The organism is Paraflavitalea sp. (assembly GCF_059502485.1).
Map to the genome: position 1 here is coordinate 2,374,816 of NZ_JCACET010000008.1, position 14,353 is coordinate 2,389,168.

15 protein-coding genes are annotated in these 14,353 nt (G+C 48.8%); 8 read left to right on the forward strand and 7 right to left on the reverse strand.

All coding sequences use genetic code 11. The features are described from left to right. Positions 1 to 55: 55 nt before the first annotated feature. Positions 56 to 856, forward strand: coding sequence for an orotidine-5'-phosphate decarboxylase (gene pyrF, locus AC5JBY_RS12090; RefSeq protein WP_495904850.1), 801 nt, complete (start codon positions 56 to 58; stop codon positions 854 to 856). A gap of 3 nt (positions 857 to 859) precedes the next feature. Here pyrF and AC5JBY_RS12095 read toward each other — a convergent pair whose 3' ends face one another. The 4 genes from AC5JBY_RS12095 to AC5JBY_RS12110 form a co-directional block, all read right to left on the reverse strand. Beyond that, a complete protein-coding gene (locus tag AC5JBY_RS12095) occupies positions 860 to 1,294 on the reverse strand; it encodes a YciI family protein (RefSeq protein ID WP_495904851.1) in 435 nt (144 codons plus the stop codon). Between the two features lie 276 nt (positions 1,295 to 1,570). Next, a complete protein-coding gene (locus AC5JBY_RS12100; protein ID WP_495904852.1) occupies positions 1,571 to 2,560 on the reverse strand; it encodes a DUF4097 family beta strand repeat-containing protein in 990 nt (329 codons plus the stop codon). Continuing rightward, entirely contained in the window at positions 2,535 to 3,161 is a 627-nt protein-coding gene (locus tag AC5JBY_RS12105; protein WP_495904853.1) for a hypothetical protein, read from the reverse strand. The genes AC5JBY_RS12100 and AC5JBY_RS12105 overlap by 26 nt, the downstream gene beginning before the upstream one ends. Continuing rightward, positions 3,154 to 3,720, reverse strand: a complete 567-nt coding sequence (locus tag AC5JBY_RS12110) for an RNA polymerase sigma factor (protein ID WP_495904854.1) — start codon at positions 3,718 to 3,720, stop codon at positions 3,154 to 3,156. Before AC5JBY_RS12110 ends, AC5JBY_RS12105 begins: the two co-directional genes overlap by 8 nt. 216 nt (positions 3,721 to 3,936) lie before the next feature. Here AC5JBY_RS12110 and AC5JBY_RS12115 point away from each other — a divergent pair, with 216 nt between their 5' ends. The 4 genes from AC5JBY_RS12115 to AC5JBY_RS12130 all read left to right on the forward strand — a co-directional run bounded on the left by AC5JBY_RS12115 (position 3,937) and on the right by AC5JBY_RS12130 (position 6,634). After that, positions 3,937 to 5,121, forward strand: coding sequence for an acyl-CoA dehydrogenase family protein (locus tag AC5JBY_RS12115; protein WP_495904855.1), 1,185 nt, complete (start codon positions 3,937 to 3,939; stop codon positions 5,119 to 5,121). Positions 5,122 to 5,241: 120 nt separating this feature from the next. Then, on the forward strand, positions 5,242 to 5,733 hold the full coding sequence (locus tag AC5JBY_RS12120; RefSeq protein ID WP_495904856.1) for a GNAT family N-acetyltransferase: 492 nt from the start codon (positions 5,242 to 5,244) through the stop codon (positions 5,731 to 5,733). A gap of 9 nt (positions 5,734 to 5,742) precedes the next feature. After that, entirely contained in the window at positions 5,743 to 6,255 is a 513-nt protein-coding gene (locus AC5JBY_RS12125; protein WP_495904857.1) for a shikimate kinase, read from the forward strand. Next, the gene (locus tag AC5JBY_RS12130) at positions 6,248 to 6,634 is read left to right on the forward strand and encodes a DUF423 domain-containing protein (RefSeq protein ID WP_495904858.1); all 387 of its coding nucleotides are present in this window, start codon (positions 6,248 to 6,250) and stop codon (positions 6,632 to 6,634) included. The genes AC5JBY_RS12125 and AC5JBY_RS12130 overlap by 8 nt, the downstream gene beginning before the upstream one ends. A gap of 92 nt (positions 6,635 to 6,726) precedes the next feature. Here the strand turns inward: AC5JBY_RS12130 and AC5JBY_RS12135 are convergent, their stop codons facing one another. After that, the gene (locus AC5JBY_RS12135) at positions 6,727 to 8,703 is read right to left on the reverse strand and encodes a sensor histidine kinase (RefSeq protein WP_495904859.1); all 1,977 of its coding nucleotides are present in this window, start codon (positions 8,701 to 8,703) and stop codon (positions 6,727 to 6,729) included. Between the two features lie 93 nt (positions 8,704 to 8,796). On the opposite strand from AC5JBY_RS12135, the gene AC5JBY_RS12140 reads away from it, so the two are divergent. Further along, a complete protein-coding gene (locus tag AC5JBY_RS12140) occupies positions 8,797 to 11,337 on the forward strand; it encodes an FtsK/SpoIIIE family DNA translocase (RefSeq protein ID WP_495904860.1) in 2,541 nt (846 codons plus the stop codon). A gap of 114 nt (positions 11,338 to 11,451) precedes the next feature. Further along, positions 11,452 to 12,126: an outer membrane lipoprotein periplasmic chaperone LolA1 gene (gene lolA1, locus AC5JBY_RS12145; RefSeq protein WP_495904861.1), complete on the forward strand. Its 675-nt coding sequence runs from the start codon at positions 11,452 to 11,454 to the stop codon at positions 12,124 to 12,126. A gap of 63 nt (positions 12,127 to 12,189) precedes the next feature. Here the strand turns inward: lolA1 and AC5JBY_RS12150 are convergent, their stop codons facing one another. Beyond that, entirely contained in the window at positions 12,190 to 12,786 is a 597-nt protein-coding gene (locus AC5JBY_RS12150; protein WP_495904862.1) for a UbiX family flavin prenyltransferase, read from the reverse strand. Between the two features lie 42 nt (positions 12,787 to 12,828). Here AC5JBY_RS12150 and AC5JBY_RS12155 point away from each other — a divergent pair, with 42 nt between their 5' ends. After that, positions 12,829 to 13,356 carry a thioredoxin family protein gene (locus tag AC5JBY_RS12155; RefSeq protein ID WP_495904863.1) on the forward strand — a complete coding sequence of 176 codons (528 nt, stop codon included), beginning with the start codon at positions 12,829 to 12,831 and terminating at the stop codon, positions 13,354 to 13,356. 524 nt (positions 13,357 to 13,880) lie between these two features. Here AC5JBY_RS12155 and AC5JBY_RS12160 read toward each other — a convergent pair. After that, entirely contained in the window at positions 13,881 to 14,309 is a 429-nt protein-coding gene (locus AC5JBY_RS12160; protein ID WP_495904864.1) for a hypothetical protein, read from the reverse strand. Between the last annotated feature and the right edge of the window lie 44 nt (positions 14,310 to 14,353).

The window sequence follows — 14,353 nt, forward strand, 5'->3', positions numbered from 1 at the left end:
GCCAACCCTCAAAAGCAAAAAACAGAAAAAAGAACAGAAAGCAAAAAGATAAACAATGACGCGCGAAGAATTAGTTAAACAGATCAGAACAAAGAAATCTTACCTCTGCGTAGGCCTCGACACCGACATCACGAAGATACCACGACACCTGCTGTCAAACCCCGAGCCCATATTCGAATTCAATAAGCGCATCATCGATGCCACAAAAGACTACTGCGTCAGCTACAAAATAAACACCGCATTCTACGAAGCCCTCGGCCTCATCGGCTGGGAAGCGATGGAACGCACAGTTGATTACATTCCCGATACCCATTTCAAGATCGCCGATGCCAAGCGCGGAGATATTGGCAATACCTCCTCCCAATACGCCAAAGCATTCTTCGAAACCATGAACTTCGATGCAGTCACCGTAGCACCATACATGGGCGCCGACAGCGTGAAGCCCTTCCTCGAATACAAGGACAAATGGACCATCCTGCTGGGCCTCACATCCAACAGTGGCGCAGCCGACTTCGAACTGCAGCAGGCAGGCGAAGGATTACTCTATGAAAAAGTGCTCACCACAGCAGCACAGTGGGGCAATCCCGGCAACCTCATGTATGTAGTAGGCGCCACACAAAGCGATTGGTTTGAGAAAGTACGCAAGCTCACACCCGATCATTTCTACCTTGTACCCGGCGTAGGCGCACAAGGCGGCAGCCTCAAAGAGATTTCCCAAAAAGCGATGAACAAAGACGTAGGCATTCTCGTCAATGCCAGCCGCGCGGTCATCTATGCCTCCGACAAAGAAGACTTCGCCGCCAAAGCCACCGAAGTGGCCCAGTCCTATCAACAGGAAATGGCTACCTACCTGTAACTATTAGAAAGTCTTCTCCGGCTTCCCCGGCACAAAACTGCCGATGGGAGCCGTATACCATGGAAGAATTTCGAATGCCAGCCTACCCGAAGAAACCGCCTTATCACTCTGTAAAAGAGCTTCTACTTCTTCCCGCGTAGCGCAGTCAAAAATGAAAATACCCTGCCAGCCCTTTTCGTTCTTACCGAAGGGGCCGGCAACTTTGATCTTCCCTTCATTATACAACCGGTTGATATTATCCAGGTGAGCCTTTTGAATAGCAGCCGCACCGGTAGAGTCCTGGCTGCGGTTGGCGCCCTTGGTCAGCACCACCAGCCAGTATTGGCGGATCTGTTCTACGGCCGGTTTAGCAGCAGGAGAGGAAGCTTGTGCCGTCACCGAAGGTGACAACGCAATAAACACTACAACAAACAGCAGGAGAGGAGCGATCATTTTCATGCAGATCAATTTGAAATAAAGATAAACCATCATATACCCCAAAACAAAGCACAACGGACAAACCCTGTAAAACACCCGATAGATCGATACCATCACCATCCCATCCTGTAACTTGAAACCTGTAACAAACAAAAAACGGGGCCCTGCTTCCAGGTACCCCGTCGTAGAGAGTCTTCGACTCTGCTGACTGCAAAAGTTAGAATATATCTGTTAGTTATAGCTTTACTCGCATCACGAAGCAAACGCATTGCCGATTGTCGACTGCCGATTGCCGCCTCAAATATTCCTCGTCTTCTTTCCCTTCCCCTTCTTATCATCCTCATCCACATCGAACGGCAGGTTATGTCCGATCGTCACATCACCAAAGCTGGCCTTCACCTTCACCGCTGCACTACCACTGCCCGACTTACCAGCATATTTGAAGTCAAACTTCGGCCCGTGGTCATCATCTTCACCTTCCTTTTTGATAGCGAAGCCCGTCTTGTTCCGCACTTCAGAGAAGCTGGTACTGATGTTCCAGTTGGCAGAGAAGTTCGTGTTCACGTCCAGCAGCAGCTGCGTATAGCTGTTGCGGATGTCCACGTTCTTCGCATTGTTGTCGATACCCACCTTCACACCACTGTACTCGAAGTTGGCCCGCACATCACCCGTGAGCTTCTGCACAATGCCTTTGGAGAACTTGATCGACACCTCACCATTACCCATGCTGCCGATGGTAGCCTTACCGAATTCTACATTCACATCGGCATCGCCCGTCAGGTTACCGGTAGTCAGGCTGCCGAATTTGCTTTCCAGGTATACTTTCCCTTTATAATCACCAATGGTCATAGGACCAAATTCATTGCGTGCATCGAGCTTATTGCCGGATGGCAGATACACGACATAGTCGATATTGAAGCTTTGCCTTTCACCCTTGCCACGGTTATTGGTGTTGTTATTCCCGATCTTCGTTTGGAAAGACACGGTGCCACCATCCTTGCTGTCTTGGATCTGAATAGCATCCAGCAAGCGCTGTGCACGGTCATCAGTGCCGGCTTCGGCCACGATGGTCACATCCACCTTCACTTCGTTCTTATCCCAGGTGGCGATCTTCATTTCGCCAAACTGATTGCGCAGAGACACCTTGTCTGTGCTGGATAAAGTATACGATTTAGAGTACGTCTTCTTCTTCTCCACCAGCGGGTCGCCATTGGCCAGGGCCGGTATATTCAGGGCAAGGCAGCTTAACAACAATACCGAACTATATGCTCTTAGAATTACTTTCATCACTTCCCGATTTAGATTGTTTGATTTGTTGAATAATCTGTAACTGCTGGTTCAGTAATTCGGTCTGCAGCTTCAAATTCTGAATCATAGCTTCCAGTAATTGTTCCCGGTTCACATTCGTGGGCAGTTCATTCTTCAATACCTTGTATGAACTGTCCAGTTTGTTGATATCGCCGAGGAACTGTTTATATAAAGCAGGGTTATCCTTTTCCAGCTGCTTTAATTCACTTTGTTTAAGTTCGATCAGTTGTGTAAAATGATACACCTCTTTAGCATACGTAGGATCGATGTCCTTCAACATCGGATCGGCAGATGGCTGATCTTTCACAGGAGGTTTGGCATCTACCACAGCAGGACCTTGCACATTAGGTTTGGGGCCCAATAAATGGAACACACCAAAACCAGCCAGCACAAGAATCGCCGCCGCTACACTCCAGCGCATCACCTTCATAGCCATGGTGCTTTTCATGGACACTACCTTCCCTTCCTGTTTTGCAGGGATCAACTCTTTTTCAAGTTTCGACCACACCTGGGGAGCCGGATCTTCATTATCAAACTCATCCCGGTGGTCACGCATAAACTGTTCAAATTGACTACTCATAGAAAGAACCTTGTTTTATAATCGACAGTAGTTTTTGTTTCGCTCTCACATACTGTGTCCGCACGGTATTGTGCGAAATACTCAATATGCCTGCTATCTCTTCATGATCATAACCCTCCAGCAGGTAGAGGCTGATCACGGTACGGTAGCCGTCGGGTAACTTCTGGATAGCCTTCTTTACTTCGGCTACCTGGTATTGCACCTGCGCTTCGTCTACCGTTTCATCCTGCGGCAGCGTATGCACGCCCGTCTCACTGTTCTCGTCGATCTCCACAAAATGCGCCCGCCGCTTACGCAGGGTATTGATACTTTTATTAATCACGATCTTCTTCAACCACGCACCAAAGGTAGAGCGGTAGTGAAAATCGTTTAATGAGCGGAAGGCGTCCAGGAATGCTTCCTGAAGTACGTCTTCGGCGTCCGCTGAATTGTTTACAATCCGCAGACTGGTGTTGTACATGGCTTTGGAATAGCGTTGGTATAACTGTTGGTAACCCAGGCTGTCACCCTGCTTACAACGTTCTACCAATTCATCCCGGATGATTGCAGTCAGCTCCAAAATGAATGATTTAATTGTTGTTCATAGTAAGAGACACAGGTACTTAACACATGTTGCATACCAATTAAAATTAATTTAGAAATTTCTATTCAGTGACCTCAGCCCCATGGCAAAAACAGGTCACTTATAGCCTAAAGCTTGCCTCTCTAAAGCTAACACCTATTAGCTATTTTTACTACTTTAGCAGAACATATAAAGAGAACAAAACCAATCACTATGGCCGCCAAAACCGATCAGTTCGTTAGCCCCGATTACTTTGCCCTGGATGAACTATTGACCGAAGAGCAAAAGCTGGTCCGCGAGTCCGTGCGCAACTATGTCAAAAAAGAGATATCCCCCATCATAGAAGACTATGCACAACGCGCTGAATTTCCGGAACATATAGTCAAACAGCTGGGCGAATTGGGCTGCTTTGGACCCACCATCCCGGTCGAATACGGCGGCGGCGGCCTCGATTACATCAGCTACGGCCTCATGATGCAAGAGTTGGAAAGAGGCGATAGTGGCGTACGCTCCACAGCCTCCGTACAAGGCTCCCTGGTGATGTTCCCCATCTACGAATTCGGCAGCGAAGAACAACGCAAAAAATACCTCCCAAAGCTCGCCAGCGGCGAATGGCTGGGCTGCTTTGGCCTCACCGAGCCCGACCATGGCTCCAACCCGGCAGGCATGCTCACCAACATCAAAGACGCCGGCGACCATGTCATCCTCAACGGCGCCAAAATGTGGATCAGCAACGCCCCCTTTTCACAGGTAGCCGTGGTGTGGGCCAAAGATGAACAAGGCGACATCCGCGGCGTTATAGTAGAGCGCGGCATGAAAGGATTCAGCACCCCCACCACCCACGGCAAATGGAGCCTCCGTGCCTCCGCTACAGGTGAGTTGGTATTCGACAATGTACACGTACCCAAAGAAAACATATTGCCGAAAGCAAAAGGCCTGAAAGGACCACTGAGTTGTTTGACAAAGGCGCGTTATGGCATCGCCTGGGGATCAGTAGGAGCAGCCATGGATTGCTACGACACGGCCCTGCGCTACTCCCTGGAGCGCGTACAGTTCGACAGGCCCATCGGCGGCTTCCAGCTGCAGCAGAAGAAATTGGCAGAAATGATCACGGAGATCACGAAAGCACAACTCCTCAACTGGCGGCTGGGCGTGTTGATGAACGAACACAAAGCCACGCCACAACAGGTATCGATGGCCAAGCGCAACGGTTGCGAAATCACCGCCACCATTGCCCGCGACGCCCGGCAGATGCTCGGCGGCATGGGCATCACCGGCGAATACTCCATCATGCGCCACATGATGAACATAGAAAGCGTCATCACCTACGAAGGCACCCACGATATCCACCTCCTCATCACAGGTATGGACGTCACTGGTTTGAATGCGTTTAAATAAGTTGGTAAGTTAATAAGTTGAAAAGTTGGTAGGAGAGCTTGTCAGGCTGAGCTTGTCGAAGCCCATCGAAGCAAACGCATTGCCGATTGCCGACTGCCGATTGCCGAAAAAGAACGAACAATGAAGATCGAGATCATACAATACGATAAGGCATACGAGGAAGAGACGATCAACCTGATAGTAGGCATCCAGGCAGGAGAGTTTGGACTACCCATCACAGCCGATGACCAGCCCGACCTGCGCAAGGTCAGCACCTTCTACCAGCAAGGCAAAGGAAATTTCTGGATCGCGGTCGATAATGGGAGAGTAGCCGGCTCCATCGCCCTCATCGACATTGGCAACAACGAAACAGCCCTGCGCAAAATGTTCGTACACCCCGATTACCGCGGCAAAGAAAAAGGCGTGGCACAACGCCTCATGGATGAACTGTTTAGCTGGGGCCGTCAGCAGGGCGTGCAACACATTTACCTCGGCACGGTCGAACAATTCAAAGCCTCCCATCGTTTCTATGAAAAAAACGGGTTCCGCGTGATCGATAAACTACATTTGCCTGTCACATTTCCCACCATGCCGTTGGATACGATATTCTATACCTATACATTTGACAAATAATTCTTGCCTATGAGAATAATACTGATAGGATTCATGGGGTCAGGTAAAACACACTGGGGAACACAGGTGGCCCACCGCCTGCAGTTACCCTTCTTCGACCTCGATGAAGAAGTAGTGAAAGCAGAAAACGATACCAGCGTCACCGATATCTTCGCCACCAAAGGAGAAGAATACTTCCGGCAAAAAGAAAAAGACATCATGGAACAATTGGTCGATGCCAACGAATCCATGGTACTCTCCTGCGGAGGAGGCACCCCCTGCTTCTTCAACAACATCGAATACATGAAAAAAGTAGGCATTGTGGTATGGCTCAACACCCATGTCGATGTAATTTTGCAGCGCCTGCTCAAAGAAAAGGCGAAGCGGCCATTGATCAAAGACATCGACGACGAGGGATTGCGCACATTCATTATCCGCAAGCTCAACGAACGGCGCATGTATTACGAGCAGGCCGATGTTATACTCGATAAAGAAGACGCGATCTCGATGAACGATTTCATACAAACAGTATTACATGCATAAAGGATTTCTGATGACGGCCACCCTCCTGGGCGCCCTCTCCGTAGCACTCGGCGCATTTGGCGCCCATGGACTCAAAAAACTGGTCCCGCCCGAAACCATCACCACCTTCGAAACAGGCGTACGCTACCAGTTCTACCACGTCTTTGCACTCCTCGCAGTTGCTATACTCTATGATAAGTTTTCCGCCGATTGGATGCGCTATGCCGGCATCTGCTTTATCGTTGGCATCATCCTCTTCTCCGGTTCCCTATACATACTCACCACCCTCAAAGCTACCAACACGGTTGGGTTGAGTGGTATTGGTGCCATCACTCCCTTCGGAGGATTGTTCCTCATCGCCGGCTGGGTCGCAATGTTTGTCTCAATAATGAAGAAGTAAATATTAAATGCTTTTCACTCGCTCGCCTCTGGCGAGTGAGGCTATTGTAGGGCCTCTGGCCCTATCGAAGCAAAAGTGTATTTGCTCGCAGCTTAAAGCGGAGCTTCAAACGTCACCGTACACTGTTCCTTATTACTCTCGATAAGGAACGAGCCACCAATGCTCTCCATACGGCGGCGCATATTGCTAAGCCCATTCCCGAAACGGCGAAGCTGTTCGGTATTGATGCCTACGCCATTGTCAGATACGCGGATGATAAGAGAATTATCTTTAGTAGAAATATCGATTTGCAGATGCGTAGCCTGTGAATGCTTCATGGCATTGTTGAGCGATTCCTTCACACTCAGGAAAATGTTCCGCCGCTTCTCCCCGCTGATATCGGCTTGCGGTATCAGGGCGGGCAGCTTTACAGTACAGTCGATAGGCGTGCTGTCGAAATATTCAATGGCATGCGCCCGGATATAAGCCACGAGACTTTCCACCGTATCATTCGAGCTCTTCATCGTCCAGATGATGGTATTCATCTTGCCCAGCAATTCATTCGCACTGCTCGATATTTTTTCCAGTTCAGGGATCGACTGACTCTTCATTTTGGTCTTCAGGATCTCACTCATCAGGCGGATCGCCGTCACACCCGAGCCCAGTTCATCATGCATGTCCGCCGAAATCCGGTCACGCTCACCCTGCATGGCAGTCACCACAGCCATCTGCTTTTCGAATTCCTTACGCTCGTTCTCCAGCTTCAGCCTTTCCCGCTCCTTCACCCTTTCCACGATGTCGCGGCGGTTCTTATACGCAAGGCCCGAAAGGAAGAAAGCCAGCTCCAGCACCAGTCCGATCTCGTAATACAGTAAAGAACGGTTGAGGAGATTCCAACGAGAATCGACATCAGTAAAACTTAGTTTAAACTGCATCATCAGCAGTGAAAGAAGCGAGAATATGACCAGCGACAGGTTGCCCAGCGCCAGGTAATTCAATAAAGTATCCTTCTTTTTAATGCTGAAAACGATGAAAACGATGCCGATCACCAGGAATATACCCTTCATCACCACATTTTCCAGGATGTTGAGCACTACATATTTGTCAGTGAAGAAATAAAGTAGGGAATAAATAATGAAGAATACGGTCAATACTCCCTTGGCCCAGCGCATGAACCGGTCCAGTTGAGGATGCAGCACCTTGGTGTTGAGGAATTGGCGTACGAAGAACAGGTAAGTGAATACACTCGCCGTCATCACCATGAAGTCGAGATACTCCTCATAAAAGAAATGAAAGTCTGACCCCGATAACGTAAGAAAAGACTTCAGGAACAACAGCGCGGCTGTACAAAAAGTATACAGCGCATAAAAAATGAATTCCCGCGCACGGCTCTGCAGATACACCGCCAAAGAATAAAAGATCATCATCAGCAGGATGCCCGTCGCAACATAAGTGATCGTGTTCAGCAGATAGTCACCATCAAAGATCGACGACCGCCATTGCCTGAAATAATCCTTCTCAATAAGGCGCGGAATGATATTATTCACATTCGAACGCATGAAGTTGAAGCGGCAGTAAAACGTCCGCGTTTCATGCGGTTGCAGCGTGATAAGCCTGGCACCCAGCGGTTTTTTGAGATTGGACGTATCTGGTATTAAAACCGGTGGAGCAGAAAGATTGCCGGAGTCGGCACTGAACAAACGGATATCCTTACAATAAAAACCGGGCAAAAAGAAAACACTTCTGACCGAATCACTGCTGTTCGTAAGCGTGAACCGCTCGAAAATATCCTTTTCGATATAGTTGGTCGGCAAACTTTTCCTGAGCCGCTGATAAGAAAGAGAACCAATAGCATTGTCCTGCACGGAACCCATGGGCTGCACAGCAACTTCAAAATGGAGGTGCAGGTCTTCCGACCGGAAAAAGCGGATGCTGGCGATATCTACGCCGTTTGAATCAGCTTGAGCGTAACTATTGAAGTTGGATAAAAGCAACAGAAAAAACATCCCGGTAAACAGGACCGTAGCCACACGAGAACGGCAGGGTGGGTGACTGACCGATGTAAAACGTTGGTGCTCCCGGAATTTCATGTTGTTTGACCTTCTAAAATACAATATTTACCAGCACCACACGCTTTTATTTGATTATACCACAGTTTTGTTCAACTACTTATCTTTGTACTCATGGCCAATCGCTTAAAATCGGGCAAAAACAAAGCAGCTGATACCGACAAACTGAAACCTGAAAAAGAAGAGCAGGTAACCGTCAAACAATTAGTCAAAGACGAGCGTACCCACAAAATTGCCGGCACGGTGTCCCTGCTGGTAAGCCTCTTCCTGTTCATTGCCTTTGCATCCTATCTGTTTACCTGGCGCGAAGACCAGGACAAAGTCTTTAAAGGAGCCTCCATACTGTGGCCCTCAGCCGGTGTCAAAACCACCAACCTGCTGGGCAACATTGGCGCCTACATATCACACCAGTTTTTCTACAACGCCTTTGGGCTTGCCTCCTTCCTGTTCTGCACACTTTTCTTTGTGATGGGAGTCAATGCACTCTTTGGCAAAAAAATATTCTCAGTCTGGAGAAACGTGCGCTACCTCATCGTAGGCATACTCTTCTTCAGCGTGGCCTTTGCCTTCTTTGCCGGTAAAAACCAATTCGCCTGGGGCGGTGCCATGGGCACCATGATCAGCGACTGGCTGGTGAGCCTCATCGGCAAAATAGGAACAGCCGCCGTGTTACTGCTTGGCGGCCTGGCCTACTTCATCTGGCGTTTCAACCCGGTATTCAAAGTACCCGCCTTGCCTGCTAAAAAAGCCGCAGCAGTACCCGAACCGGTATTGCCCGTCAATGAAGAAGAACAGGAGCCGGCGCCCAAACCCAAAAAGACGAACAAACTCAAGAAAGGCGAACAACCAGCCCCCTTGCTGGCGCCTAAGTTGGAGATAGACGAAGAGCTGCTGGATGAAATGGAGTTGGTAGAGCGACCAGAAGACGACGAGCCACCATTCGACGTTACAGAGCCGGAACCATTACCGGTGAAGCCACCGGTAGTGATACCACCCGTAACGCCGCCGGTCAGCAAGAAAATGGAGAAGGCCCAGCAGGCCGCCGCTGCACTCGAGCTGGAGATCAAATCCATGCCCGAAGAACCGGCAGGCGAAGAAGTGGCAGAAGAAACAGGGGAGGAGGTAGAAGAAAAGAAACCAATCATCACTACGCCCTACGAGCCCACGCTCGACCTCAGCGACTACCAATACCCCTCACTCGATTTGCTGGAACAGCACGGCAGTGAGAAGATCATACAGGATGCGGCTGAACTGGAAACCAACAAAAACCAGATCATCACCACCCTCAAGAACTACGATATCGATATCCAGAAGATCAGCGCTACCGTAGGGCCCACCGTTACCCTCTATGAGATCGTACCGGCGGCGGGTGTGCGCATCTCCCGTATCAAAAACCTCGAAGACGATATTGCCTTGAGCCTCGCGGCCCTGGGTATTCGTATCATCGCGCCCATACCAGGTAAAGGAACCATTGGTATCGAGGTGCCCAATGTGAAGAAAACAGTGGTGAGCATGAAGACACTGCTGGCATCCGAGAAATTCCAGGCCAACAGCTTCAGCTTGCCGGTAGCCATTGGTAAAAAGATCGACAACGAAAACTTCATCGTCGACCTGGCCACCATGCCCCACTTGCTGATGGCAGGTGCCACGGGTCAGGGTAAATCAGTTGGCCTCAACGCCATCCTCGTTTCCCTGCTCTATAAAAAACATCCGTCACAACTGAAACTGGTACTGGTCGATCCTAAAAAAGTAGAACTTACGCTCTACCGCACGATCGAGAACCACTTCCTGGCGAAGCTGCCAGGCGAAGAAGAAGCCATCATCACCGATACCAAGAAAGTAATACATACACTCAACGCACTCTGTATTGAAATGGACAACCGGTACGACCTGCTCAAAGAAGCAGGCACCCGCAACATCCGTGAGTACAACGAAAAGTTCATCAAGCGCAGGCTGAATCCCGAGAAAGGACACCAGTTCCTGCCCTTCATCGTGTTGGTAGTCGATGAGTTTGCCGACCTGATCATGACAGCCGGTAAAGAAGTGGAAATGCCGATCGCACGTCTCGCGCAGTTGGCGCGGGCGGTGGGTATCCACCTGATCATTGCCACCCAGCGCCCTTCAGTAAACATCATTACCGGTACGATCAAAGCCAACTTCCCGGCGCGTATCGCCTTCAAAGTATCCTCCAAGATCGACTCCCGCACGATCCTCGATACAGGTGGTGCCGAACAGCTCATTGGTAAAGGCGACATGTTGATCTCCTACAATGGTGAGTTGACACGTCTCCAGTGCGCGTTCGTAGATACACCCGAAGTAGAAAGCGTGTGCGACAACATCGGCGCTCAACGCGGTTATCCCAATGCATTCATGCTGCCCGAGTATGTCGATGAAAAAGAACTCGAAGGAAAAGACTTCGACCTTTCCGATCGCGACTCCCTCTTCGAAGATGCAGCCCGCATGATCGTGAACAGCCAGATCGGAAGCACCTCCCTGCTACAGCGGCGTATGAAACTTGGCTACAACCGCGCCGGTCGTCTCATGGACCAGCTCGAAGCAGCCGGCATCGTAGGCCCCAGCCAGGGAAGCAAGGCGCGCGACGTCCTCATCAAAACCGAAATGGACCTCGAACAACACCTTGCCAACTTTCAATAACTGTTAATTATTTCCTAACGAATAAACGGACCGGGGATAATCGACGTCTAAGTTTCTGACACAAAGGGGTATCTTTGCCGCCTTTAAATATGTATCAATCACAAATACCTATAAATGAGATCAGCACTTTTATTCTGTAGTTTATTATTGGCTGGGGTAACAGGATTTTCACAAAATAAGATTGGTGAACAACCAGTTAGCAGCGATCCGGCTGCCAAAAAAGTACTCGATGAGGTAAGTGCCAAGTTCAAGACCTACAAGGCTGTACAGGCCGCTTTCTCCCTGAAGAATGAAGACGCCAAAGGCAAAGTGCTCGACAATAAGAAAGGAACCGTATCCATGAAAGGCTCCAAATACCGCGTAAGCTTGGTTGGCGGTGCCGAGATCTTCTGCGACGGCTCCAACATCTGGACTTACGACAAAGGCGCTAACGAAGTGACAATCACCAAGCTGGAAGGCTCTTCCAGCATGATCACCCCCCAGAAATTATTCACCAACTTCTACGATAAAGACTTCCTCTACAAATTGAATGGCGAGAAGAAAGAAGCCGGAAAGACCCTGGTAGAGATCGAAATGACGCCCGTAGATAAAACAAAAGCTTTCCATAAAGTATTCCTGCTGGTAGATAAGACCACCAAGTCTATCTACAGCACCCGCATCCTCGACAAGAGCGGCACTAAGATATCTTATACAGTAAGCTCACTCAACGGTAAAGCGCCCCTCACAGATGCGATGTTTGCCTTCGACAAAAGCAAATATCCCGGTGTAGAAGAAGTAGATTTAAGGTAAGGAGTTAGCTATTAGGTATTGGCCTTTAGCTAAAGGCTAAACGCCAACAGCTAACACCTGTTTTCACGATCCCCAGCGAAACGTACTGATGTCCAGCCCAGCCAGGTCGAGCACCCGGTCGGCCACAGTGGCGGCAGCTTCCTCGATGGTAGTAGGGCGGCTGTAAAACGACGGAGAAGCAGGGCAGATAATACCCCCCGCCAGCGTCACGGTCTCCATATTGCGGATATGAATGAGGTTATAAGGCGTGTCCCGCACAACACAGATGAGCTTGCGGCGCTCTTTCAGCACCACATCGGCCGCCCGGGAGATCAGATCATTGGATACCCCCGTAGCGATCCTGCCCAGCGTACCCATCGAGCAGGGCGCAATGATCATCGTATTGAACCGGCCCGAGCCCGACGCAAACGGCGCATTGAAATCCATCTTATGGTAGAACTTGACACGTTTACCCTTCACATTGCCCTGATCAGCAAAATTGGCTTCCATCTTCTTATAATCCGCGTTGCCAAGCTCCGTTTCCCACACCTGTTTCGCATTTTCTGTCATCACCACGGCCAGGTCCTCCCATTGATCGGCAATTCCCAGCAACTTATTCAATAACAATTGCGGATAGATCGAGCCACTTGCACCCGTAATGGCCAGCACAATTTTATGCATGATAATTGAGTTAACTTTAAGATACTACAAACAAAAGTAAACATGCAAACCCTCAAACTGGTTGTTTTCTTTACCTGGATCACTGTTTTTTCCTGTGGACAGCGGCCGGTGGAAGGAAAAGCCAAAACCCAATGGCTCACATTGCAGCAGGTGGCCGATAGCCTGCAAAAGCAAAAAAGACCCGTGTTGATTGATCTCTATACCGATTGGTGTGGTTGGTGTAAAGTCATGGATAAAAAAACATACGCCAACAAAAAAGTAGGCGCCTACCTGCAGGAGAAATTCTATGCCGCCAAAGTCGATGCTGAATCCCGTAACGCGATTACGTGGAAAGGCAAGACCTATACCTTTAATTCGAATTATCGCACCAACGATTTTGCTGTTTACCTCACCCAGGGGCAACTCTCTTATCCCACAACAGTCATCATACCGGTTGATGGCGAACCCCAGGCCATTCCCGGATACCTCACACCACCCGAGCTCGAATTGCTCGTCAAATATTTTGGTGAAGGCCACTACGGAAAGACCGATTTTAGGGAGTACCAAAAGAGCTTTAAAACAAGTTGGTAGTGCATTGAATCCGGGTGGTAACTAACCTGCCAATGTTAAAATATGTTAAGTGCAGGTGAATATCCGTCATTCGCTGAAACATGATAAGAATAACGGTTTAGCAAGGAATTTATAGTGAGACGATTTGACCGCAAACGTTTGCGTAAGGGGATATAAGCAGATACATTATAGGAGAGAATAATATCGGTAGGAACTTACCTATTTATGGGTTGATTTAGATCAATTACTCCAAAAAAAATTGCAGTGTGCAACCATTGTTTCAACACCAGCATCTTATATTTGAATTTTCATAGGATAAGGTTTAATGGTTAATGGTATTTGATTAGTGCAGTCCCGCTGAAAGGCGGGACTCTTTTTTTATAGCTACTTTAACATTTCATCCCAGGCTTGTATTTACCTCATCAACCTCCGCAGTGAAGATAACATCCCAGCGTAATGCGAATAGCTACAAACAATGAAGTAATTGTAAACTTTCATGATCTACCCTAACCTTATCAACCTATAAACCTTTCAACCTGTCAACTTCACTGCAGTATCGTCAGCTTACTAAAGTCGATAGGCTCAACAGGAATCACGGCAAGGCCGGGAGTAAAAGTATCCGACTTACGCACGCGATAAGAAAATACATTGGGGTGGCGATAATTTACATACGTCAGTTCCGTAAACTTTTCGCGATGCGCATTCAGGCATGAGATCTCGATATAATAACGTGCAGGAGGAACCTTGACGATGACGATCTGATTATTGACGGGATAAAATACCTTTTTGATGATACCAGCGCCGCTGTGGTCGTAGCGGTCAAAAACAACAAGAACAGAATCGGTAAAAGGAGTGCGGGAAGCATTGGTGAGACGGATAACAACATCTACACTGTCGGAAGGTTGTTTCTTTTGCGCAAACAAAGGAGCACCGACAGAAAGACAGCATACCATAACCATAATAACTTCTTTCATAGAAGTTGGATTTTACAAAACATCGCCTTTAGTGTGTATCCGGG

What these genes read in the sequence shown, in the direction of transcription:
- AC5JBY_RS12140 (WP_495904860.1), top strand. Translation starts at nt 8,797, where the DNA reads ATGGCCAATCGCTTAAAATCGGGCAAAAACAAAGCAGCTGATACCGAC.
- AC5JBY_RS12130 (WP_495904858.1), top strand. Translation starts at nt 6,248, where the DNA reads ATGCATAAAGGATTTCTGATGACGGCCACCCTCCTGGGCGCCCTCTCC.
- AC5JBY_RS12125 (WP_495904857.1), top strand. Translation starts at nt 5,743, where the DNA reads ATGAGAATAATACTGATAGGATTCATGGGGTCAGGTAAAACACACTGG.
- pyrF (WP_495904850.1), top strand. Translation starts at nt 56, where the DNA reads ATGACGCGCGAAGAATTAGTTAAACAGATCAGAACAAAGAAATCTTAC.
- AC5JBY_RS12155 (WP_495904863.1), top strand. Translation starts at nt 12,829, where the DNA reads ATGCAAACCCTCAAACTGGTTGTTTTCTTTACCTGGATCACTGTTTTT.
- AC5JBY_RS12105 (WP_495904853.1), bottom strand. Translation starts at nt 3,161, where the DNA reads ATGAGTAGTCAATTTGAACAGTTTATGCGTGACCACCGGGATGAGTTT.
- AC5JBY_RS12150 (WP_495904862.1), bottom strand. Translation starts at nt 12,786, where the DNA reads ATGCATAAAATTGTGCTGGCCATTACGGGTGCAAGTGGCTCGATCTAT.
- lolA1 (WP_495904861.1), top strand. Translation starts at nt 11,452, where the DNA reads ATGAGATCAGCACTTTTATTCTGTAGTTTATTATTGGCTGGGGTAACA.
- AC5JBY_RS12095 (WP_495904851.1), bottom strand. Translation starts at nt 1,294, where the DNA reads ATGAAAATGATCGCTCCTCTCCTGCTGTTTGTTGTAGTGTTTATTGCG.
- AC5JBY_RS12100 (WP_495904852.1), bottom strand. Translation starts at nt 2,560, where the DNA reads ATGAAAGTAATTCTAAGAGCATATAGTTCGGTATTGTTGTTAAGCTGC.
- AC5JBY_RS12135 (WP_495904859.1), bottom strand. Translation starts at nt 8,703, where the DNA reads ATGAAATTCCGGGAGCACCAACGTTTTACATCGGTCAGTCACCCACCC.
- AC5JBY_RS12160 (WP_495904864.1), bottom strand. Translation starts at nt 14,309, where the DNA reads ATGAAAGAAGTTATTATGGTTATGGTATGCTGTCTTTCTGTCGGTGCT.
- AC5JBY_RS12120 (WP_495904856.1), top strand. Translation starts at nt 5,242, where the DNA reads ATGAAGATCGAGATCATACAATACGATAAGGCATACGAGGAAGAGACG.
- AC5JBY_RS12115 (WP_495904855.1), top strand. Translation starts at nt 3,937, where the DNA reads ATGGCCGCCAAAACCGATCAGTTCGTTAGCCCCGATTACTTTGCCCTG.